A 19,729-nucleotide genomic window follows, 5' to 3' on the forward strand; every position below is an offset into this window, starting at 1 on the left:
TCGTCGAGTGTTCACTTTTCAAGCGTCGATACTGTCCAATTTTCGAGCGTTGTCGACACCGGACACGACAGAGTTCAGCAGGTACCGGTACCCGTCACCGGTCGTCATCACCCTAATTGATAACGTCACACCTAGAAGGTGCGAAGTAACCGACGCGCGAGCACAGGAGCGCTTCTGTCATTTCGAAGGCGAGACTTCGCGCGATTGGGATTCGCCGGGCCATCCTTCTTCTCTTTCGTCGAACGTCACCGCAACACCGTGTCGCTGGGGTTCGTGAAATCTTCTTCCGGAAGCGAAACCCAGGTACTGCGCCATGAGGAACTCGCCGCAGCGATGCACAGGCGTTCGACAGTTCGGTCGCACGAACCGATCGTTTGTTAACGGACGGCACTGTACGTCGATCGAAAGTCGCGCCGACACCCCCTGCGAATTCGCGTCGCGGGATAGTTTGCCAGGATCCGGCGATCAGCGTGGTGCGCATCAAGGAGGTGCGCAGCGGCCTCAGCACGAGGAGCCTGCCCGCGAGGCCGACCACCCCGCCCCTAGGAACGGTAGGAGTGCGACGTCGGGGCGAGCTGGGGGCCACCCCCCGAGACCGAAAGTAGCACCGCAGCGACGATAAGCGCCACGCCAACCAGGGTGGTCGTCAGCTCCCCGACCAACGAACCGATCCATCCGCGTTCCTGGAGGTCTCGGAACATCCTTATGCTCAGCCCGAACGTTCCGTTCGAGCTGCGAACCGATCGTCTCGATGCGTCGTGGCAGACGCCTCAGCTGTCCACCGATGACCTGGAGTTGCACGCGGCCGTCGGCGAACATCTCCCTTGAGTCCATCGCCAGACGTATGAAATGAGGAGTTCGAGCAAGGGCCCGATCGACCAAGTCGTAGTCGGCAACGAGCTGGCACAGCGTTCCCTCGAGTGACACGAAGGAAACGACTGGCGTTCTCCTCCGCTGTTGGGGACGTCGGGTCGGCTGAAATAATGGCCGGGACGATACGGTGGCGAGTCAGAGCGCCGTGATCCACCGCGCGATCTCGTCAGCGAGCTCGTCGCTATTGTCTTCGACCATCAGCATGTGGCCGTTCCCAGCGAGAACAGGCAGTTCGGACGACCAGAAGGTGACGGCGGCGCCCTGATCGGTGAGCCAGGCCACGATGTCCTGATCCAGCTGCGAGGGGTGGTCGGTATCGGCTCCACCCGTGAAGACGAGAATCGGCTTGTTCGTGAACGCGTCGGTCGGCCCGATCCTCATTTGGCTCCCACCGATGTTCTGACGCTGATAAAGCATCCGGGCCGGGATCGGCCGAAGGGTGCGGCGGAACACCTCGATGCACTCGCGGGGGAACCGCCGGCTGGGTCCGATGGCCTTGTCGTTCACGAAGGCGCTTGTGGGTTCCCAGAAACCCATCTTCGGGATGGTCCAGTCGATGGCCGCTCCACGGATGGAGACCTCCTGGTCGGACTCCCTCACGATCTCGGGCACCGCCTGTACATTTCCAGGCGGGCCCGGAGCGACGGCTACGAGCCCGTCGATGAGATCGCCATGCGTCTCTAGGAGGCGGAAGCCAATCGGACCTGCCATCGAGTGCACGACCAGCACGACGTTCCGGCCGAGACCAGAGAGGAACACGCCCATCCCTCGGCACACGCTCTCATAGTCCAGCCGCGCAGACGCCGCACGATCATCGACGTGTTGGGCCGCCTCATAGGACAACCCCAGCCAGTCCACCACCAGCACACCGTAGCCAAGCGATACCAATCGTGCCGCCCAGCCCTGTCGGCCGTCGGGCGTCTCGAGATAGCACTCCTTCGAGACACCACCCCCGTGCACGAGGACGATCCACCGAGCAGGCGCACCCGACGGCGCCAGTTCGGTGTACGAGATCGGCGCGACGTCGTCTGGGCGTGAAATCGAATCCATAGCTTCCCCAGGCCTGTTAGGCAATGACGGCGTCGAGGGCCCGTGCGAGCCTCTCCGGATGCGTGAGCATCACCAAATGGCTTCCGTCGATCTCGATCGTGCGCGGACTATCAAGCCGCCCGGCCGCGGCCTGGTAGATCTCAGCGGGAACGGCCTGGTCCTGAGCGAGGAACACATAACTTGACGGGATGCTGCTCGCCCAGAACTGGTCGAGGCGGATCGGCTCAGAGGACCAGCCTGCCGGCGTTGGGACGAGCCTCGGCTCGAGCGCGGCGAGCTGCTGCTGCTCGAACGGGGACATGTCCTGCATAGACGCGGCCCAGAGCTCAGGCGGCATGACGATGGTGTTGTCGTCGGACTGACTCGCAAGCGCCTTCATCGCTGCGACCAACGGATCGGGGAGCACGTCGTTAATGGTCTCGCCGTCGCGCAGCACCCAGGCGTCGACGAAGACGACCCGGCCGATGCGCTCGGGCATCGCCTCAGCGACGAGTTGGATGAGCGGACCTCCGCCGCTATGACCGACGAGCACGATGTCGAGCTGGGTGAGCTCTCTTACCTGATCGATCAGATCGCGCGCCATCATGCTCATCGTGACGCCGGAGCGGTCCACGTCACCGTCTTCGAGACCGCGCAGCGTCGGCGCGATCACCTCGTGCCCCATTCTGCGCAATTCGTCGGCGACGCCGTCCCACGCCCAGCCGCCTACCCATCCGCCGTGCACCAGTACGATCTGCATTGATCATCCTCTTCTCATATTTATCTGCTGAGCAGAACTTGTTCCTAACTAGAAGACACAATAGCTTGCGCGGCGCCAACAGTCCAGCATGGCTCGAGCTCTCTTCAGAACGCGCCGAACGACCCCTGCACCAGGTCGCAGGGGAAAGAGACGACGAGCCTTCAGGAGGTCAGGTCGGCCAGACGTACGGCTGCCTCATCGAGGAGTGCGACGAGGGTCTTCACCTTGCGGGGAGGCAAGCGGAACACCGGGGCAGATGCGTTGATCGCCAACCGCAGCCCGCTCGCCGAGGGAACGGCCACGGCCACCGAGGCCACGCCCTCCTCGCTCTCCTCCCGGTTCGTTGCATAGCCCTGCTTCGCGACAAGATCCAGTTGTGCGAGGAGCTCGGTCTTGGTACGGATCGACTGCGGAGTCACCTGTGAGAGTTGCTCGTCGGGGTAGAGACGGTCCAATTGTTCTCGCGGGAGCTGCGCCAGGAGAACCTTTCCCGTGGAGGTGCAATGGGCCGGCATCTCCTTGCCCAACCGTGAAGCGACTCGCACCGCCGTCGTCGGTTCCGAGACTGCGAGAAAGCGAGTGGAGTTGCCGTCGAGCGTGCCGAGGTGAACCGTCTCGCCGGCTTGGTGGCTGAGTTCCTCGAGGATCGGTTGCACGATCTGCGGGATGTCCATCTTTCTCAGCACCGAGAAGGCGATCGTGGTCAACGACGGCCCTGGCCCGTATGTCTTCGTTCGCGGGTCTTGCCGCACGAATCCTCGCCATTGAAGCATCGCGAGGATGCGATGCGCCGTTGAGGTCGCGACACCCAGGTGCTTGCTGGCGTCCGTCAGTCGAAGTTCGTTCTTCTCACCGAGCAGGAGCAGGAGTTTCAGGGCATTGTCGACCGACTCGATCGGGTATTGCGGAGCCGCATCGACTCCGTCGGCTGCTCTATTTCTCTGCACAACAGAAACTGTATCGTTCCTGCCGGCCCTCAGGGCCGCCATCAAGGGCAAGGCGATCCCGTCCAGGTCTATCCGGACGCCGATTCGAGCAGCCGGCCCAGTCGTACACGAACGTCGGAAAGCGACGATCCCGCTGCGATGGACCGGCGGACTTCGACGAGAGCGCGGGGCCAATTCAGTACCACTGCCCCGTCGAATGACAGACCATTCTGAGAGTACAGAGACGCGATCCGGTCGGGTGTTCGAGGGTCCGTCACCATCTCGGGGTTGACTGCCGTCGTGCGACCGACGATGTGCAGCTTCCAGTTGAACTGGTCACTCCAGACATACTCGACAGGCAGATATGAGCGTCGGTCGTCGGGATGAGCGATGTTGTGCGCGACACAGCGCGCCTGGTCGACCGCATTCGTCCAGTGCTCAAGACGGGTGAGATCGCCGCGAACCGGATGCCGCCACCGCGCAACATCGCCGATCGCATGGATTTCCGGGGCGCCGAGTGCCGTGAGGAATTCGTCGCAGACGAGACCGTCGTCGATCTCGAGCCCTGAGTCCTCGAGCCATTCGACGTTCGGCACTGCCCCGATGCCGATGACGACGACATCACCGTGGAGCTCGGAACCGTCATCCAGGAGCACGCGGAAGTCTCCCTTCGCACCGTCGATCTGCGCGACCGTCCGTCCGAGAACCGCATGTACGCCATGCCGGGAGTGCTTCTGCGAGAAGAGGGCGCCAATCTCGTCACCGAGCCGGCGTGACATCAGGTCGCGTGTCGCCGAGACCAGGGTGACATCGACTCCGAGCCCAAGAGCGGTCGCGGCGACCTCGGCGCCGATGAAGCCCGCTCCGATGACGATGATCCTGCGATCGGGAACTAGCTCGGCGCGCAGCCGGTCTGCGTCGTCGAGTGTCCGCAGCACATGGATTCCCTCGCCTTCACCCCACGGCGACGGCCGCGCGCGGACGCCGGTCGCCACCACGAGGTCATCGAAGCCGACCCGCCGTCCATTCGCCAGCCGGAGCTCCGACAACGCACGGTCCAGACCTACCGCCGGCACACCGAGACGAAGGTCGATGTTAAGCTCGAGCGCCTCCGCCGCCGTGAGGAGCGTGACCTCGGCTGCACCTGCACCGACGAGGTATCCCTTCGACAGCGGCGGCTTGTCGTAGGGCAGCACGGGCTCGGAGCCGATGAGCACAACGTCTCCGCGATACCCCTCTGCCCGAAGCGCCTGCGCGGCCCGTACCCCCGCGATCGACGCACCGACAATCGCTGTCGTCATTCGTCTTCCACCCGGAGCGCGGAAACCGGGCAGCTGTTCGCCGCCTCGGTGACCCGTTTCCGGTCGGCCTCGTCGACCTCTGTTCTGAGCAGGATCACGACGCCGTCGTCATCGAGATCGAAATAGTCTCCCGCGGCCATGATGCAGTTGGCGTAGCCCTGACAGAGCCCGAGATCCGCTTTCACGACAGGCATGTGTCACTCCTCTCCTGCTTCTTCAGGCGTTATCTCAGGGAACATCGGTGCGAACGGTTGGGCGATCATGGCGGAGAACGTCGCCGTAGTCTGCCAGGTCAGCGCCTCGAGCTCGAGCGGATCGAGAGCGACCCACTGCCCGGATCGCGGCGACTCGATCAGGAGCCGGGAGCCGTTGCGTGTCTCCACGCGAGATACCCGGATCTCCGAGAACTCATTGGCGATCGAGATCGGAGCCCCTACCCGCTGGTCTTCGAGCCGCTGACGTTCGTCTGCTGCTGCGATGGCCGCGATGCGGTCGTCCTCTTCGCCTTCCCATTCGAGTTTCATAGGAAGATCGCCAGATTCTGTGTGCGCAAGACCGACTCGTCGACCGTGATGGTTCGGCGTGCGAGCTGCAACCCGCCGCCGACACGTCGCAGAACGTCTTCGCGGCCGGCCGAGATCACCGCGGGCTCGTGCACGTCGCCGCGACTGCGGAAAAGAAGCACCGCAGAATCGACGACGACCTCGCCCGGGACGTCGCTCTCGAAGGTGCGCACGTTCGTGACGAAGTGACGGAGCCGGGAGGGCGGATCCTCTGTCCAGGCGTGTTCCGTGAGGAAGCGGGCGACCCGCCGGCTCAGGGAGTACTTGTTCTCGTCCCAATGCGCCATGCCCGGAGACGTCGAGTACCCGGCGCCGAGCGCGGTAGTGACCTGCACGGGCATGATGTAGTGCACATCGTCGGCGATGAGGTCGAGCCAGTCCTCGTACCGCTGCTCGTCGAGGATGTATGCCTCTTCGACGAGCCACCTGTGCGTCTCCAGATGCAGGCCGTCCGAGAACGACAACGAACTCCCCACCCGCGTGGCTTTGGTCGTATGTGCTCCGAGCGGCGACTCTTTCAGTCGAACCCAGCGCGCCTCGGTCATGACAGCCCCTCCGGCATCCCCACCGACGAGATGATCAGCGCGGTCGGCTCCGTCTCGAGGTAGTCCGCCCAGCGCTCGAGCAGATGCCGCTGGTTGTACTCTCCGTAACCGACGTGGGCCACGCCCGGGCCAGAGAACGCGTCCGGTCCGAGCGGCTCCACGACGAATCTGCCGTCTTTCAGCACGCCCATCCGGCTGTTCAGCAGCAAGCGCCGCGCCATATTCCCTTTCGCGGTGTTCGTAAGGGACACCCAGTTCTCCACATCGTCCTGCTCGAACATCCCCGTGCTGCCGAAGCACATCAGGTACGCCTTGTACGACAGAGCCTTGAACTCCTCCGGTGCCGCTGCGTCGACGGCGAACCAGGAAAGCACCTCGGTCTCGTTCTCGCTGATCGGCTGCCAGGTACGGATCGAGATGAACGGGAGCACGTCGTCGCCGTCTTCCACCTTCGGCCAGTTGTGCACGAAGCTCATGTTCGGGAAGATCGAGGCCGCCGAGATCATGAAGCCGTTCTCGCCGATCACATTGAGCTGGTCCTGGGACCAGACCTCCTTCATCCGGTCGATCATCTCGTCGGGGTAGCCCACGTAGCGCAGCCGCTCCTCGAGCGTTCCCTCCGGAAGCTTGTAGGTCGTGCCTCCGCCGTTGCCCGCCCAGTACGTGTTGCCGTCTTTACGCTTCTCCGCCTTCGGTTCGCGGAAGAGGCCGATCTCGACCACCGAGGTGTGGGTCTGTGGCGTGTGGTACATGTCGCCGGCGAAGTTCTCTGCGCCGATCTTCCAGTTCGCCTTCACCCGCCAGCGCTGCGGGCCGCGGAGCTCGATGCCCGAGGAGCTCTGCTTCGTGTAGTAGTCGAGATAGAAAGCGAAATCGCCGAGGTAGTCGATCAGCGGTGGCGCATCCGGATCCATGCTGATGAAGATCAACCCGTTGTAGCTGTCGAGGCTCGGCGCCGGAAGCAGGCGGGCTCCCTTGCGATTGAAGCCAGCCTCGCCACCGTACGCCTCTTCGTGGAACGGCAGCCCCACGATTCGTCCGTCGTTGCGGTACGACCAGCCGTGATACGGGCAGCGGAAGTGCGAGGCGTTGCCCATTTCCGCCCGGCACACCTGCATTCCTCGGTGCAGGCACATGTTGAACATCGCCTTGACGGAGCCACTCTCGTCGCGCACCACGATGAACGAGTCGTCGAGCACTCGCCGCACCACGTAGTCGCCGGGCTGAGGGATCTCTGATTCGTGACCCACGAAGATCCACGCGCGACTGAACAAGCGCTCCCGCTCGAGCGCGAAGATCTCTTCGTCGTTGTAGATGTGGGCAGGGATCATGCCGCGTCTGACATCGTCGTAGATCGTGTGGTCTGTCATATCTTGAACGCTCCGTCGAAGTATGGATTGTTATCTGTCTAGCAGAAATGTACTCTGATGTGCGGAAGCGGTCAATTGGAGAACGACCACCGGATCGATTGGAGAAGCACGGAATGCAGGTGACCGACTACTCAGAGGAACGGCTGCTCGTCGCCGAGGGATGCCGCATCCTCGCTCTGCGAGGGCTCGTGGACGACATCCTGGGGCACATCAGCCTTCGAGTGGGCGAAGACTCCCTGCTCGTGCGCTGCAGAGGCCGCGAAGAACGCGGGCTGAAGTTCACGCAGCCCGACGACATCCACCTGGTCCGCCTCGATGGGAGTACCGAGCTGCCCGACGGATACTCGGCGCCGAACGAGCTGCCATTGCATCTCGCCACCCTCCGCGCACGCCCGGATGTGAGCGCGGTCGTGCACGCCCACCCGCCAGCCGTCGTCGCATTGACGCTGATCGGTGTCCCTCTTCTGGGCGTGGTGGGTGCCTACAACATCCCGGCGATGCGAATGGCTCTGGCGGGCATCCCCACTTTTGCCCGGTCGGTCTTGATCCGCTCGGACGCGCTCGGCAGCGCCATGGTCGACGCCCTCGGCGATCGCCCGGTCTGCCTACTCCGTGGCCACGGGCTCACGGCGACAGGATCGAGTGTCGAATCCGCCGTCATCAACGCGATCAACGTCGACGCCCTCGCTCGCATCCAGCTGCAGGTCCTTCAGGCTGGTGTGACGCCGGCCGCTGTGGCGCCGGCCGACCTCGACGATCTGCCCGATCTCGGACCGGCCTTCAACGAACAGCACGTCTGGCGATTCCATCTCGCCGACCTCGAACACGCCGGCCTCGGCATCCGATAGCGACCAACGATAGGACCACCGACCGATGACTACAGAAGAGCTCGAACCTGCGCCCCCAGCGCCCCTGCTCCCCCTCCTGCACGGCCACCGAATCCCGTCACTCGGCCTCGGCACCTGGCCGATGGTCGGCGATGAATGCCAGGAGGTCGTGCGCGTCGCCATCGAGAGCGGCTATCGGCTCATCGACACCTCATTCAAGTACAGCAACGAGGTCGCCGTCGGGCGGGGGATCCATGACTCCGGGCTGCCCCGCCACGAGATCTTCATCACCAGCAAGTTCAACAAGGAGTCGCACAGCGTCGACGGCGTCCAGCGCGCCTACGACGATAGTCTCGAGCGGCTCGGGGTGGACCACCTCGACCTCTTCCTCTGCCACTGGCCGGTCCCGGCTCAAGGCCGTTACGTCAACGCCTGGAAGGGTCTCGTCAAGCTGTTGGAGGAGGGGCGGGTCAAAGCCATCGGCGTCTCCAACTTCAAACCGGCCCACCTCGCCTCCATCATCGACGCGACCGGGGTCGTGCCCGACGTGAACCAGATCCAGCTCAGCCCCGACATCGCCCGTACCGTTCCTCGACGCGCGCACGAGGTGCTCGGTATCGTGACCGAGAGCTGGAGCCCGCTCGGCCGCGGGCCCGAGCTGCGGGAGAACCCGACGATCGTGCAGATCGCGGCGGACGTCGGACGAACGGCGGCACAGGTGGTGCTCCGCTGGCACGTGCAGCAGGGCCTCGTGCCGGTGCCGAGATCGTCAGACCCCAAACGCCTGGTCGAGAACCTCTCGGTCTTCGACTTCCGCCTTAGCACCGACCAGATGGCCACGCTTGCGTCCCTCGACAACGGCGAAGCCGCCGCGCGGGACTCTGACCTGCCCGAGAACGGTCATTAGTCCACCAAGAACACCAAAATCGTCACCGATCTGGTAAATTCAGCGCGCTCTGGAGACGCAGCAGAACGCCTCGCGCGGCTCCTGGACATTCGACTACACGCAGGACCGGCTCTCCGCCATCATGCGCTGCACACACGACCGCTGCCTCGAGACCGCCGACGAATACGGCTCGCCAGGCTTGCCCGGTGGACTTCGGCGACTGCGCGAAGCAACTGACCGGCGGCGAAGGTGATGGCTCGAACGTAGGCGCGATCTGCCTTGCTCGCCTCACCTTCGGCTCGCTCGACAGCCGCGTCCAAACCATCGCGAAGTCGCGTGCACTGCAGATGGCGGCGAGGGAGAGAGTAAGTTCTGCAGTGTGCCCGATCGGGAACAGGGGGTGGGCTTTAGTACCCCTGCCCGAATTCGCGAAGTCTGGGCCACAGATCGCCGCCGACGACGCCGAAGACCCCTACGTCCGCCAGCATGCCGCCGAAGCCCTGCTTGAGATCAACGAAGACCGGAAAGTCAACGGCCGCTACCTCGCCGTCAAGACCCGACAGAACCTCGCCCGCCTCACCGACTTCGCCGAACACACCCGTCGGTTTCCCTGCCTCTTCCGCCTCGATCAACGCCACCTGTGCACCCCTATCAGCGGGAGCGAGGGTCTCGGGAAGCTTCTCAAGCCGACGGGCAACTCGCTCGGCAGTGCTTGCGAATCGGCGGTACGGACGACCCAACTGTTCGCTCGTGTTGGGGTCCTGGCCGTGCCCCATGAGACGGCGGAGCTGCTCCTCGCTGACCTCACCACCGGGTTCGACGGCGCCAGAAATGTACGCGAGACCCGATCCGAGCCATGAGCCCGGCGGCGTGCTGTTCAGTCGTTCAGCCGGTGGAGCCAGTAGCCGGGTTCGCGGCGCTCGTGGGCGTAGGCGAGGATCAGGATCGTGTCCGGCTCCACCGTGTAGACGATGCGGTACGGGTATCCGCGAACGGCCTTGCTGCGGATCACGGTGCCATCGTCAGCGGTCGTGAATGGTGGGGCGGCGTTCGGCCATTGGTCGAGGTCTTTCCGGGCTTGCCTTGCTCGGTCGATGAGCGCAAGGCCGATCCCTGGCTCCTGGTCTTCGTACCAGCGCACGGCGGCGTCGAACTCCGCGACGGCCTCGGGGTGCTCTCGCTGGGCCAAGGTCATGCGGTGAGCAAGGCGCGCAAACGCTCGTAGTGCTCGTCGGCATCCACCAGATCGACCGCACCCTCACGCACCTCGGCCAGTCGCCGGGTAGCCTCGGCACGCCAGGCTGCATCGACCTCGCTCTCGTCGTCTGCATCATGGAGGCTTTCGAGCAGGGCGTTAGCGACGACCGCGCGCTGATCGGCGTCGAGCGCGAGGCCGTCTCGGATCAGAGTTGCGGTGTCGGGTGTCATGTATTCAAGTGTACGTCGAACGGCCGACAATCGCGCTGGGCGTCTGTGGCTCGGGTTGCGGGGCTGCTGTGAACGTCACGCCGACGCGACGTGCTGCTGATGCTCATAGGCCGCGTGCTGGCCCGTCATGTCGCGGGTCGTTGCGCCGCGGGTCGCGTTCGGTCGGCTCGCGGAGTTGCCGTTCGCGTTCGGCGAGTGCTTGCTGCCTTGCTTCGTGCTCGGCGCGGGTGGTTTCGATCCGTGCGGCGGCGTCGCGGATCGGTAGCGCGCGGAGGTAGTCGGCCTCGGCTCGGAGCGCGGTGGCTTGCTGGTGCGCCTGTCCTGCTTGCTGTGCTGGGTTCGGCAGTCGCATCCCGACCCGGTGGCGCATCACCGCCTGCGGCCCGTACTCGCTGACCAGCAACGCCCGGCGTTCCTGCTCGTGCCGCTGCCGCAACTCGTCACGGTCGGCTCGCGCGGCCTCGACGTGCTGGGCGGCGTCGATCACGCGGGGATCGGCCTCGGCGCGACGCTCGGCCTGTCGTGCCGCCCACTCGGGCAGGGTGTCGGTGGTGCGGGGTGGTTCGCCCCATGTTTCGCGCACCCGTGCCCGAACCGTCCGGGTGTGCTCGCTCGTCTGGCGGTGCTCCGCGCGGGCCTTGCGCCTGCCGAGCCTGCCGACGGTGGCGAGTCGGCTGCTTGCGGCGGCCTCGCGCTCGACAGCATCGAGATAGGTGGTGCCGTCTGCCTCGGCCTGCACCGTCAACGGTTCCGCGATTTCGGCACGGATGCGCGCCGCCTCGTCCTCGGCGTGGCGGAGCACGTCGGCGTGCTCGTCGTCCTCGGTCTTGTGTGTTGCGCGCTGGGCGTCGAACCTGGCAGCGGTCTGCTCCCAGCGTTCCGCCGCACGTTCGGCTCGTTCGGCTTCGGCGGTGAGGCGGGCGAGTTCTTCGGTGATGAGCTGCACGGGGCCATCGCTGACGAGGCCTTGCACGGCGTCGATGGCTTGGGCGGTGGCGTGGTCGAGGCCACGGTCTGCCGGGTCGCGTTCCATCGCCTCAACGAACCGCGCCCGCGCATCCGCCATATCAGCGGCGACGACGTGGAGTTGGTTCTGTTGGCGGCCTCTCGTCATGCCGACGTAGACGCCTGCCGCGCTCGTCGCCTCCGACAAGGCCGTGTGGGAGGCATCGACGGTTGCGCCTTGGACGCCGTAGGCGGTCGCGGCATACGACAGGTGCGCCCACTCGCTCACGTACTCGGCGGGGAGGGCGACGGTGCGGCTGTGCTTGCCTCCGCCGCTGACTTCGCGGGCGTAGACGCTGCCCTCGTCGGTCACATGCTGCACGATCCATTGCTGCCGGTTTGCCACGCCGAGGTCGCTGCTGTTCTTCCGGGTCTGGATCAGGTCGCCAGCGCCGATGCTCAGCCCGTCGCTGCCGGTCGTCGTCATAGTGTCGTCGACCTCGCCGCGCTCGACCCGCCCGGCGCGGATGTGCTCGTTCAGCTCGGTGGCCTCGTCGTTGGTGGCGACGGTGATCGCTTCGCCGTCGTGGGCGTGGGCGGTGATGTGCTCGCGGGCCGCTTCCTCGTCGGCATGCAAGGTCACGAGGCCCATCGTGGCGAGTCGGTCGAACACGTCGCCGGGGTGCTCCCGGTCACGCATGACCAACGTCAACGCCGCATACTCGGCATCGGTGAACCTGTGGAGTTCGGTCATGTCGTAGGTACGGCCACGAATCTGGGCGGCCATGTCGAGCACCCCGCCGCGCCCGACCGCCGGGAGCTGCGCCCGGTCGCCCACGAACGCGACCGACGCGCCTGCCTCGGCGGTGACGGTCAGCAGAGCGAGGGCGGTGTCCTGGTCGAGCATCCCCGCTTCGTCCACGATCACCCGCTCACCCCGCGACAGCACGGCGTCGTTTGGTGGGCCGGTGTAGATGTTCCCGGTTGCAGGGTCGGTGTCGCCGGGTGCGAGGCGTGTCCATACGCCGTCCTCGTTCCACCGCCACCCATGCGCATACACGAGCGCCGCGACGGAGGTTGCGGGCACGCCGAGTTCTTCGTGGGCGACCTGCGCCGCACGCAACGTCGGCGCAACCACCCGCGAGGATCGCCCGTGCTCGGCTGCAACCTCGATGGCGACGCCGAGCATGGTGGTCTTGCCTGCGCCCGCCGCGCCCTCGACAATCACGAGCGGGTTGGTCGAGGCGACGGCAGCGGCGGCCACGGTCTGCCCGGTGTCGAGTCCGGCGGCTTGCGCAGCGTCGGTCACGTCGGGGTGCTTCGGCTCCCGTTCCGGCGTCGCGGCGGTGAGTTGGTCGCGGAGTGCGGTCTCGGCGGCGACGACGCCAAGGCTGGTGAGGTGGGCGACGTGCTCGGGTTGCACCATGCCCGGCGGCAGCACCGAGAAACAATCCGAGGCGGCGAGTCCGGTGGCGAGGTCGATGAACTCGCGCAACTCCGCCGGGGTCGCTTGCACGCCTGCCTCGGTGGTGATGCGGGTGACGTGCTCTCGCACGGTGTGCGGTGTCCAGGTCGATGCAGCCGCCGCGCAGCGATCCAGCGCACGACTGGCGACCTGTTGCACGCTGAGGTCATCCAGCGATGCCGGCGCAACGGTGTCGGGGTGCTGCAAGCTCTCGGGGTGGTAGCCGGCGTCTCGGAGTTCCTGCTGCCACCACTGCTCGTTCTTCAAGTCCGCCGGTTTCTTGCCGGGCCGCTGGAACGCCCACGCCGCGTCCTGCATCCGAGCGGTCAACACCGGGCCGGGCGTCTCGCCGGGATGCTTCGCTTGCCACTCGGCCTCCATGCGTTCCAGGTTGCGTCTGATCTGCGCCGACCGCTTCGACATGACGGCGTTGAACGGCTCCAACTCCACAACCTCACCGCTTACGGGGTCGAGGGTCAGGCCATGCTCGGAGAGCGTGGCGGCGAGCTGGGGGTGCGCGGCGATCACCGCCGTACCGAGAGCACGGATCGCGCCCTGCTGCTGGAACAACGCCGCCGTGGTCAGCGCCCGCCACTTCCCGCCCGCCCACACCCTCGTGCCAATCTGGAAATGGATATGCCGGTGCGGATCACCCGCACGACTCGTCTTGTGCGTGATCGCGACGGTCTGCATGTGCTCGACCGGCAGCACCTCCTGCGCGCCGCGCGGCCCCGCCAACGTGACCGAATGCTGACCAAGGAAGTGCTGAATCTCCCGCGCCGCATCCCGCTGCGTCGCGTCCAACGCCTCGGACACGTCCGGGTGGAGTGCGGCGGCGACCGACAGGCTCTTCGGCGCGTTGATCGTCATCTCCGCGAACAACGGCGACCCCCGACGCACCTTGCCCGGCTTGCGCGGGGTACCCATCGACTCCCCGGTGTCCGGGTTCACCCAATCGACCCAGGCTTCGTACTCATCCGCCGACAGCGACCGAGCAGCGGTGACCTCGCCGGTCGCGTCGATCACGGCGTACTCGGCCACGGCCTGGTCTGCGCCGAGGTAGTACTCGTCAGCGCGGGAGCGGTCGGCCTCGACATAGGCGCGCGCGGCAGCACCGCTGCCGTGGAACAGCTTCACTCCACCCTTCACTCTGGCCTCCCTCACGAGTCGTCTCGTGAGAGAGGTGCGCACTACGGCCCCGCCGTAAAATACGTGCCTCACTGAGATAGGGGGCAGATGACTGATGGAGCCGAGCGTCAGCGCGAGAGCGTCGCACAGAGTGTCGCTGGCAAGAGTTGGCGTCACAAAGTTCGAGGGAACTTTCGGAGTTCGGTTCGATGAAGTGACTAGTCTTCTCGGCGAACTTCGTGACCTGATTACTGCCCGATGAGTCTTCGGGCAGCGGTGACGACGGAGGCACGGCGGCGTGCGTGTTCGGCGTCGCTCTCGGCTCCGGTGATCATGCGGGCGACCTGCGGTACCGCTGACCACCATCCGGCGAGTGAGAGCACGAGGAACATCAGGTGGTCGGCGTCGAGGTCGCTCGTTACTGTGCCCTTGGCCTGTCCGTCGGTCATGGCGGCGACTTTGTATCCGTAGTATTCGCGCCGCTCGGCCTCGTCGGGTACTTCGGTGTCGAAGACGAGCCCTTCCCAGCGCATGAGCCTGCCGAGTTCGGGGTGCTCGCGGTGGTAGTCGTAGACGCGCCCGGCGTAGTCGCCCACGTCCTCGGTTGCGAATGATTCGACGGGCACGTCGCGGGCTACCTTCGCCAGTTCCTCGCGCAGTACGGTGGCGAAAAGTCTGTCCTTGCCCCCGAAGTGCGTGTAGACGCGCTCCTTGTTCACCCCGGCGGCCTTGGCGATGCGCTCGATGGTCGTGCCGTGCGGCCCGTGCGCGGCGAACTCGGCCACCGCCGCGTCGAGGATGCGGCGCTTCCTGCCCTCAACATCCCAGCCCATCGTTCCCACCTCCCGTCTCGTGCGGTAAACCCAACGCTCACGTTGCGTCTTCGCGGTTAGCCTACTACAGTCAAATCCAACGGAAACGTTGGATTTGGAGTGGTGGTGTCTGCGAACTCGACGGAACAGATAGCGGGAGCAGGCGAGGCGCGCGAGCACCCGGCAGGGAACGGCGTGGTCGTGCTGCTCGTGGTCACGGCGCTGCTGGTGCTCACGCAGTTGTACGCGGCAATCCCGCTGATCGCCCCGATCGGTGCGGAACTCGGCTCTGATGTGACGTTCGCGCTCTCGACGGTGTTCAGCGTGTGCTATGCGGTCGGGTTCCTGATCTGGGGGCCGTTGGCCGATCAGTACGGGCGGAAGCGGATCATGCTCATCGGCCTGGTGTATCTCACCGTCGCGACCATCGCCTGCGGCTTCGCCTCCACGGTGCCGATGCTTGCTGCGCTGCGCGGGGTGCAGGGGGTGATGGCGTCGAGTTTCGCGCCGGTTGCGCTCGCGTATCTGGCCGAAGCGACCCCGCTGAAGCGTCGGGCAACGGCGATCGGGGCCATGTCGACGGCATTCCTCGTTGCCGGGATCGCAGGCCAAGTACTCGCCTCCGCGCTCAGCCTGACGTTGGGCTGGCAGTGGGTGTTCATCCTCTCCGGCATCATGCTCGGCCTCGGCATGATCGGCGTCGCCGTGCTCGTCACCGAGCCGCACAGTCGCAGAGACGATGCGAGCCTGGTGCGTCGCTTCGCCGTAGTCGGGAGGGTCGCCACACGCCCCTCGGTGCTGCTACTGAGCCTCGCGCACCTAACGCTGCTGTTGTCGTTCGTCGGCATGTACACCGGCCTCGGCCCGCACCTGACCGACCTCTGCCTGGACTCATCGCAGGTGATCTGGCTCCGCCTCGTCGGGCTGCCGGGCATGTTCGCCTCCCTCTTCGCGGGCGCTATTGCGAAGCGTCTCGGCGGCGCGGGGGTTGCACGTGCCGGGTTCGCCCTCGCCGCGATTGGGCTGCTGATCGAAGCCGCACTCTCGGCATCCCTCGCGGGCACGGCGCTGGCGAGTCTCGTGTGAGTCACTGGGGTCGCGCTCGCGGTGCCCGCGATGATCACCCTGTTCGGCGAGACCGCCGCCCCGAACCGGGCCGGTGGGATGGCGCTCAACGGATTCGTGCTGTTCCTCGGTGCCAGCGTCGGCCCACTCACTGCCTACCTGGGCTTGGACTTCCCGATCCTGCTCGTCAGTCTCGCCGCGCTCATGGTGCTCGCCGTCGCCAGCCTCACCGGGTTCGCCCGACTCACCCGCACGCCCGCTTCGGAGGTACCTGTATGACTCGCATCCTGATTCTCGGCGCGACCGGGCGCACCGGAGCCGCCATCCTCGCTCATCTCCCCGCAGGCATCGAGGCGACCGCTGCGCTGCGCGATCCGGCAGACACCACGCGGCTCGCCAAGACTGCTGCATCGCTGACCTCCACGGTCGTGAACATCGCTGAGAACGCCAGTCTCACGCAAGCAATGCACGGCATCGACGTCGTCATGAACGCGATCCGACTGCGTGAGGACATCGCCCCGACCGAACTCGTGGCCGTACATGATCGACTCATCGAGGCAAGCACCAAGGCCAACGGCGCTCCGGCCCGGATCGTCACGGTCGGCGGAGCAGGAGCACTCCGACTCCCTGGAGACAGACGGTTCTGGCAAGACCCCCGGTTCCCAGAACCCACACTGCCGCGCGGGAGAGCACACGCCATGCTGCGCGACCACCTCGAAGCGGGCAACGCAGGATCAGAATGGGCGTATCTGATCCCGCCGCCCGTCTACGAACCGGAGGGGCCGACGACAGCACGCTGGGAACGAGTCTCCCCTTCCACAGACGAGACTGCGTTCACCCGACAAGCGATCAGTTATGCCGACTTCGGAGCGGCAGTCGCGGAGACTTCCACCAAGGACGACACTCGCACGCAACTCATCGCATGGCCCAGTGAACTGACAGAAAAGCACCCGATGAGTGGATAGGCGCATCTCCCCGCCGTTGTCGGCTCGGACACGGACGACGCATCGACCTGTGGGCCTGGCGGCGTACAACGTTGTCCGGCTCGTTGTGATCCGTGACGGCACGGCCATCGTGTTCAGCGAGTTCGGACAGCAACCCGTCAGCTTTGGCGACGCGGTGCTGCTGGGGCCGAGCGTGCTGTTCGGCGTCGAACCCGAGGGGCGGGTCACCTATACGACGGTCTACATCGACACCGACATGGCGCTGGATCAGTTCTTCTGGCAACACTCCGCGATCTTGCACGACCGCCTCGACGCCCACGACTTCGCGGGAAAGGTGTACACCGAACCTGCCCAGGTACTGCACCTGGGCCGGGATCGAGCCGGGCGGTTGTTGCCGTGGCTGGACGAGCTGGTCGCCCTCACCGTCGAGGGCAAGTACCTGGAACGGTTCCATCGGATGCAGGCGCTCTGGTTCCTCATCACCGATGTGATCGCGCCGTGCATCCGCGTCTCGACGGTGCGGCTGACCCGGCTGCAACGTGCCCGCGCTCGCCCGTTCTCCGCTCGAAGTCGGGTGCCTGAACCGTTGCGTCGTGAGGCGATGCTGGTGCGCGACGCGCTGCACAGCCGGATCACGCACCCGTGGACGCTCGCGGAACTGGCAGCCCTGGTGCGGCTCTCTCCGAAGCACCTGGTGCGCGTGTTCACGGACACGTTCGGGAAGACCCCGACCGCCTACCTGGTGATGCTCCGCGTGCAAGAGATGGCGCGGCTCCTACGCGAGACGAACATCACCGTCACCGCCACCGGGCAGCGGGTGGGGTGGCGGAGCCGGTCGCGCGCGGTAGAAGCATCCACAGCGCACACCGGAGTGACACCGAGCCGCTACCGAGACATGCGCCCGCTCATGACCGACCTCCCATGACCGAGCCGGTCGCGCTGCCCGGCAAAGTGCCGGAGTGACCGGGAAACGCCCGGCCTGCTCGTCTCCTGCTTCGCCGCGACCGCCGGTGCTTGGTAGGCCGGTTCTTCCCCCTGGTTGCTCGGGGGTGGTCAGAGAAGGGAGGTCGTCATGTCGCTGCTACTCGAACGCCCGGCGACCACGCCGACCGGTCATGAGCCTACAAGGACGCCGCAGTCGCCGCACCCCGCGATAGTGCAGCCGGTCGAGCCGTGGAGTTGCGTCTATGTCACCAGCATCCGTCACCGTCGCATATTGGCGGCGACCGCCTATGACTGTGTGCGCTTCGTGGTCGTGCGCGACGGCTCGATCATCCTCACCGATGCCGATGCCGATGCCGATGCGGGCGGGTCGGCGTCGGTGGGTGATGTGGTGCTGGTCGCCCCGAACGTCGAGTTCGGGTACGAACCCGAGGGCACCGTCACGGTGAGGACAGTGGCAGTGGATACCGATTACTGGTCGAGCAGTTGTTCTGGCAGCACCTCGACGTGCTCGCGGACGGCGAAGCCGCACGCGACCTCGCAACTCACCTGTATCCCGATCCGGTGCAGGTGCTGCGCGTCGGAGAATCGCAGGCCGAACGGCTCGGGCCGATCCTCGATGAACTCGCCACACTCACCGGCGAAGACCAATCGCCGCGCGGCTACTTCCGTGCGTATGCGCTGCTGTTCACGGTGCTCGCCGCCATCGCGCCGCTGGTTCGTCACGCGCCGGTGGAGGTGCCGCCGCTGACCTCTCGGCAGCGGGCCGTGCGGGTCGCGCCTCCCCGGTGGCGGGAGTTCAAGCCGGTGCGCCGCGAGATTATGCGCACGGCGGCGCTCATGCAGAGCAACATCGCCAGGCAGTGGCCGCTCACCGAACTGGACGCGCACGCCTGCCTGTCGCCGAGTCAGCTCAATCGGGTGTTCAAGGACTCGTTCGGGGTGACGCCGCCGGTGTACCTGTCGATCCTGCGCGTACAGGAGATGGCGCGCCTGATCCGCGAAACCGATCTGCTCATCGGCACGATCACCGAACGGGTCGGCTGGTGCCACCACTGCGGGCAAGCCTCGCGCATCTTCCGCCGCTACATGGGCGTGACCCCCATCGAGTACCGGCGCTACGGCCCACCGTCCGCGAGCCGGGCGGGGCCGGGCGTCGGCATCGCCACCGCACGCGCCGACGACTCCCGTGGGAACGGGTGCGCACCTACCTACTGACACCTGCCCACACGACCGGAGGAACCCGACGATGAGCACCGCCACCACGCGACCGCGATACGCTCCGGCGCGCCTGCATGTCGGGGTGGGGGTGACGGTTCCGGCAAATTGCCGGAACCGTGCGACCAGGGCTTTTACTCCCGGCCGGGGTGGTTCCGTCGAATCGGCGGCACCACACTCGCGGGGCGACGGTCGGGGAAAATTTCCCACACCGTCCAGCCTGCGACCTCGGCCCGCTGTGCTGCTCGTTGTGGTTCTCGTGACGGTGGTGGCAAATTGGCACCACCGTCCGACCAGGAGTTTCGCCGTTGCCCCCGCGAACCAAGCCGCATCCGCTGCGACCTCACCGCGACCGTTCACGGTGGTGTCGAATCGCCACCACCGTCGGACCTGCGCTTTCGCTCCGCTCGGCTGGCCGTCACGGGCGCGAACGGTGCCGCAAAATTTGCGGCACCGTTGAGCCGGTTCACGAGGGTACCGAATCGGCACCCCCGTGACATACCCCGTTTGGGGTCGGTCGCAGGTAGCTCCCTGTGGATAAGTCTGCATATAGTACCTCAACTCGATGCCAGGTACTAGATGTCGACGTGCCTCACGAAGAATGCCCGCGAGTGGGTTCCCGTGCCTCAGATAAGAATGCCCGCGAATGGCGGGCATTATCCGAGGTATGGGAAGCAGGTTGTCGATGGCTGCGCGAGCAGA

Annotated in this window: 21 protein-coding genes; 8 read left to right on the forward strand and 13 right to left on the reverse strand. The window is 65.8% G+C overall.

All coding sequences use genetic code 11. The features are described from left to right. Positions 1-1,008: 1,008 nt before the first annotated feature. The 8 genes from FK219_RS12290 to FK219_RS12325 all read right to left on the reverse strand — a co-directional run bounded on the left by FK219_RS12290 (position 1,009) and on the right by FK219_RS12325 (position 7,367). Positions 1,009-1,923 (reverse strand): alpha/beta fold hydrolase, encoded by a 915-nt coding sequence (locus FK219_RS12290; RefSeq protein WP_024476680.1) that lies wholly within the window; start codon positions 1,921-1,923, stop codon positions 1,009-1,011. A gap of 16 nt (positions 1,924-1,939) precedes the next feature. Further along, positions 1,940-2,662 carry an alpha/beta fold hydrolase gene (locus tag FK219_RS12295; protein ID WP_123826659.1) on the reverse strand — a complete coding sequence of 241 codons (723 nt, stop codon included), beginning with the start codon at positions 2,660-2,662 and terminating at the stop codon, positions 1,940-1,942. Between the two features lie 161 nt (positions 2,663-2,823). Next, complete coding sequence (locus tag FK219_RS12300; RefSeq protein ID WP_231734901.1) at positions 2,824-3,609, reverse strand: IclR family transcriptional regulator; 786 nt, start codon at positions 3,607-3,609, stop codon at positions 2,824-2,826. A gap of 68 nt (positions 3,610-3,677) precedes the next feature. Then, on the reverse strand, positions 3,678-4,889 hold the full coding sequence (locus tag FK219_RS12305; RefSeq protein ID WP_005054949.1) for an NAD(P)/FAD-dependent oxidoreductase: 1,212 nt from the start codon (positions 4,887-4,889) through the stop codon (positions 3,678-3,680). Next, entirely contained in the window at positions 4,886-5,083 is a 198-nt protein-coding gene (locus tag FK219_RS12310; protein ID WP_005054951.1) for a ferredoxin, read from the reverse strand. Before FK219_RS12310 ends, FK219_RS12305 begins: the two co-directional genes overlap by 4 nt. Positions 5,084-5,086: 3 nt before the next feature. After that, positions 5,087-5,413, reverse strand: a complete 327-nt coding sequence (locus FK219_RS12315; RefSeq protein WP_005054953.1) for a hypothetical protein — start codon at positions 5,411-5,413, stop codon at positions 5,087-5,089. Further along, on the reverse strand, positions 5,410-5,997 hold the full coding sequence (locus tag FK219_RS12320) for a 3-phenylpropionate/cinnamic acid dioxygenase subunit beta (protein ID WP_005054954.1): 588 nt from the start codon (positions 5,995-5,997) through the stop codon (positions 5,410-5,412). Before FK219_RS12320 ends, FK219_RS12315 begins: the two co-directional genes overlap by 4 nt. Next, on the reverse strand, positions 5,994-7,367 hold the full coding sequence (locus FK219_RS12325; protein WP_060958822.1) for a Rieske 2Fe-2S domain-containing protein: 1,374 nt from the start codon (positions 7,365-7,367) through the stop codon (positions 5,994-5,996). The genes FK219_RS12320 and FK219_RS12325 overlap by 4 nt, the downstream gene beginning before the upstream one ends. Positions 7,368-7,480: 113 nt before the next feature. Here FK219_RS12325 and FK219_RS12330 point away from each other — a divergent pair, with 113 nt between their 5' ends. From FK219_RS12330 to FK219_RS14200, 3 genes are read left to right on the forward strand one after another with little or no spacing between them, the layout of a single operon-like run. Then, on the forward strand, positions 7,481-8,215 hold the full coding sequence (locus tag FK219_RS12330; RefSeq protein WP_060958821.1) for a class II aldolase/adducin family protein: 735 nt from the start codon (positions 7,481-7,483) through the stop codon (positions 8,213-8,215). A 25-nt stretch (positions 8,216-8,240) separates the two neighbouring features. Further along, a complete protein-coding gene (locus tag FK219_RS12335) occupies positions 8,241-9,101 on the forward strand; it encodes an aldo/keto reductase (protein WP_152584214.1) in 861 nt (286 codons plus the stop codon). Positions 9,102-9,150: 49 nt separating this feature from the next. Further along, positions 9,151-9,333 (forward strand): hypothetical protein, encoded by a 183-nt coding sequence (locus FK219_RS14200; protein WP_168212703.1) that lies wholly within the window; start codon positions 9,151-9,153, stop codon positions 9,331-9,333. Between the two features lie 154 nt (positions 9,334-9,487). Here the strand turns inward: FK219_RS14200 and FK219_RS12345 are convergent, their stop codons facing one another. From FK219_RS12345 to FK219_RS12365, 5 genes are all read right to left on the reverse strand, one after another. After that, the gene (locus FK219_RS12345) at positions 9,488-10,066 is read right to left on the reverse strand and encodes a relaxase domain-containing protein (RefSeq protein ID WP_174524654.1); all 579 of its coding nucleotides are present in this window, start codon (positions 10,064-10,066) and stop codon (positions 9,488-9,490) included. Further along, positions 9,958-10,275, reverse strand: a complete 318-nt coding sequence (locus FK219_RS12350) for a type II toxin-antitoxin system RelE/ParE family toxin (RefSeq protein ID WP_024476684.1) — start codon at positions 10,273-10,275, stop codon at positions 9,958-9,960. Before FK219_RS12350 ends, FK219_RS12345 begins: the two co-directional genes overlap by 109 nt. Further along, positions 10,272-10,508, reverse strand: a complete 237-nt coding sequence (locus FK219_RS12355) for an addiction module protein (protein ID WP_024476685.1) — start codon at positions 10,506-10,508, stop codon at positions 10,272-10,274. The genes FK219_RS12350 and FK219_RS12355 overlap by 4 nt, the downstream gene beginning before the upstream one ends. Positions 10,509-10,611: 103 nt before the next feature. After that, positions 10,612-14,055, reverse strand: coding sequence for a MobF family relaxase (gene mobF, locus FK219_RS12360; RefSeq protein ID WP_200951266.1), 3,444 nt, complete (start codon positions 14,053-14,055; stop codon positions 10,612-10,614). 239 nt (positions 14,056-14,294) lie between these two features. Next, on the reverse strand, positions 14,295-14,879 hold the full coding sequence (locus tag FK219_RS12365) for a TetR family transcriptional regulator (protein ID WP_024476687.1): 585 nt from the start codon (positions 14,877-14,879) through the stop codon (positions 14,295-14,297). A 174-nt stretch (positions 14,880-15,053) separates the two neighbouring features. Here FK219_RS12365 and FK219_RS12370 point away from each other — a divergent pair, with 174 nt between their 5' ends. The 5 genes from FK219_RS12370 (at position 15,054) to FK219_RS12385 (ending at position 19,027) form a co-directional block, all read left to right on the forward strand. Further along, positions 15,054-15,944, forward strand: a complete 891-nt coding sequence (locus tag FK219_RS12370) for an MFS transporter (protein ID WP_197425748.1) — start codon at positions 15,054-15,056, stop codon at positions 15,942-15,944. A gap of 21 nt (positions 15,945-15,965) precedes the next feature. After that, positions 15,966-16,202, forward strand: a complete 237-nt coding sequence (locus FK219_RS13495) for a hypothetical protein (RefSeq protein ID WP_210416824.1) — start codon at positions 15,966-15,968, stop codon at positions 16,200-16,202. Beyond that, positions 16,199-16,888, forward strand: coding sequence for an NAD(P)-dependent oxidoreductase (locus FK219_RS12375; protein WP_024476688.1), 690 nt, complete (start codon positions 16,199-16,201; stop codon positions 16,886-16,888). The genes FK219_RS13495 and FK219_RS12375 overlap by 4 nt, the downstream gene beginning before the upstream one ends. A 49-nt stretch (positions 16,889-16,937) precedes the next feature. Continuing rightward, a complete protein-coding gene (locus tag FK219_RS12380) occupies positions 16,938-17,792 on the forward strand; it encodes a helix-turn-helix transcriptional regulator (RefSeq protein WP_024476689.1) in 855 nt (284 codons plus the stop codon). Between the two features lie 503 nt (positions 17,793-18,295). Continuing rightward, the gene (locus FK219_RS12385; RefSeq protein ID WP_051317669.1) at positions 18,296-19,027 is read left to right on the forward strand and encodes a helix-turn-helix transcriptional regulator; all 732 of its coding nucleotides are present in this window, start codon (positions 18,296-18,298) and stop codon (positions 19,025-19,027) included. Positions 19,028-19,729: the final 702 nt, after the last annotated feature.

Source organism: Microcella pacifica (assembly GCF_009371975.2).
Classification (GTDB): Bacteria; Actinomycetota; Actinomycetes; order Actinomycetales; family Microbacteriaceae; genus Microcella; species Microcella pacifica.

Coding starts and splice junctions, on each gene's coding strand:
- FK219_RS12290 (WP_024476680.1), bottom strand. CDS start 1,923: ATGGATTCGATTTCACGCCCAGACGACGTCGCGCCGATCTCGTACACC.
- FK219_RS12295 (WP_123826659.1), bottom strand. CDS start 2,662: ATGCAGATCGTACTGGTGCACGGCGGATGGGTAGGCGGCTGGGCGTGG.
- FK219_RS12305 (WP_005054949.1), bottom strand. CDS start 4,889: ATGACGACAGCGATTGTCGGTGCGTCGATCGCGGGGGTACGGGCCGCG.
- FK219_RS12310 (WP_005054951.1), bottom strand. CDS start 5,083: ATGCCTGTCGTGAAAGCGGATCTCGGGCTCTGTCAGGGCTACGCCAAC.
- FK219_RS12315 (WP_005054953.1), bottom strand. CDS start 5,413: ATGAAACTCGAATGGGAAGGCGAAGAGGACGACCGCATCGCGGCCATC.
- FK219_RS12320 (WP_005054954.1), bottom strand. CDS start 5,997: ATGACCGAGGCGCGCTGGGTTCGACTGAAAGAGTCGCCGCTCGGAGCA.
- FK219_RS12325 (WP_060958822.1), bottom strand. CDS start 7,367: ATGACAGACCACACGATCTACGACGATGTCAGACGCGGCATGATCCCT.
- FK219_RS12330 (WP_060958821.1), top strand. CDS start 7,481: ATGCAGGTGACCGACTACTCAGAGGAACGGCTGCTCGTCGCCGAGGGA.
- FK219_RS12335 (WP_152584214.1), top strand. CDS start 8,241: ATGACTACAGAAGAGCTCGAACCTGCGCCCCCAGCGCCCCTGCTCCCC.
- FK219_RS12350 (WP_024476684.1), bottom strand. CDS start 10,275: ATGACCTTGGCCCAGCGAGAGCACCCCGAGGCCGTCGCGGAGTTCGAC.
- FK219_RS12355 (WP_024476685.1), bottom strand. CDS start 10,508: ATGACACCCGACACCGCAACTCTGATCCGAGACGGCCTCGCGCTCGAC.
- FK219_RS12365 (WP_024476687.1), bottom strand. CDS start 14,879: ATGGGCTGGGATGTTGAGGGCAGGAAGCGCCGCATCCTCGACGCGGCG.
- FK219_RS12375 (WP_024476688.1), top strand. CDS start 16,199: ATGACTCGCATCCTGATTCTCGGCGCGACCGGGCGCACCGGAGCCGCC.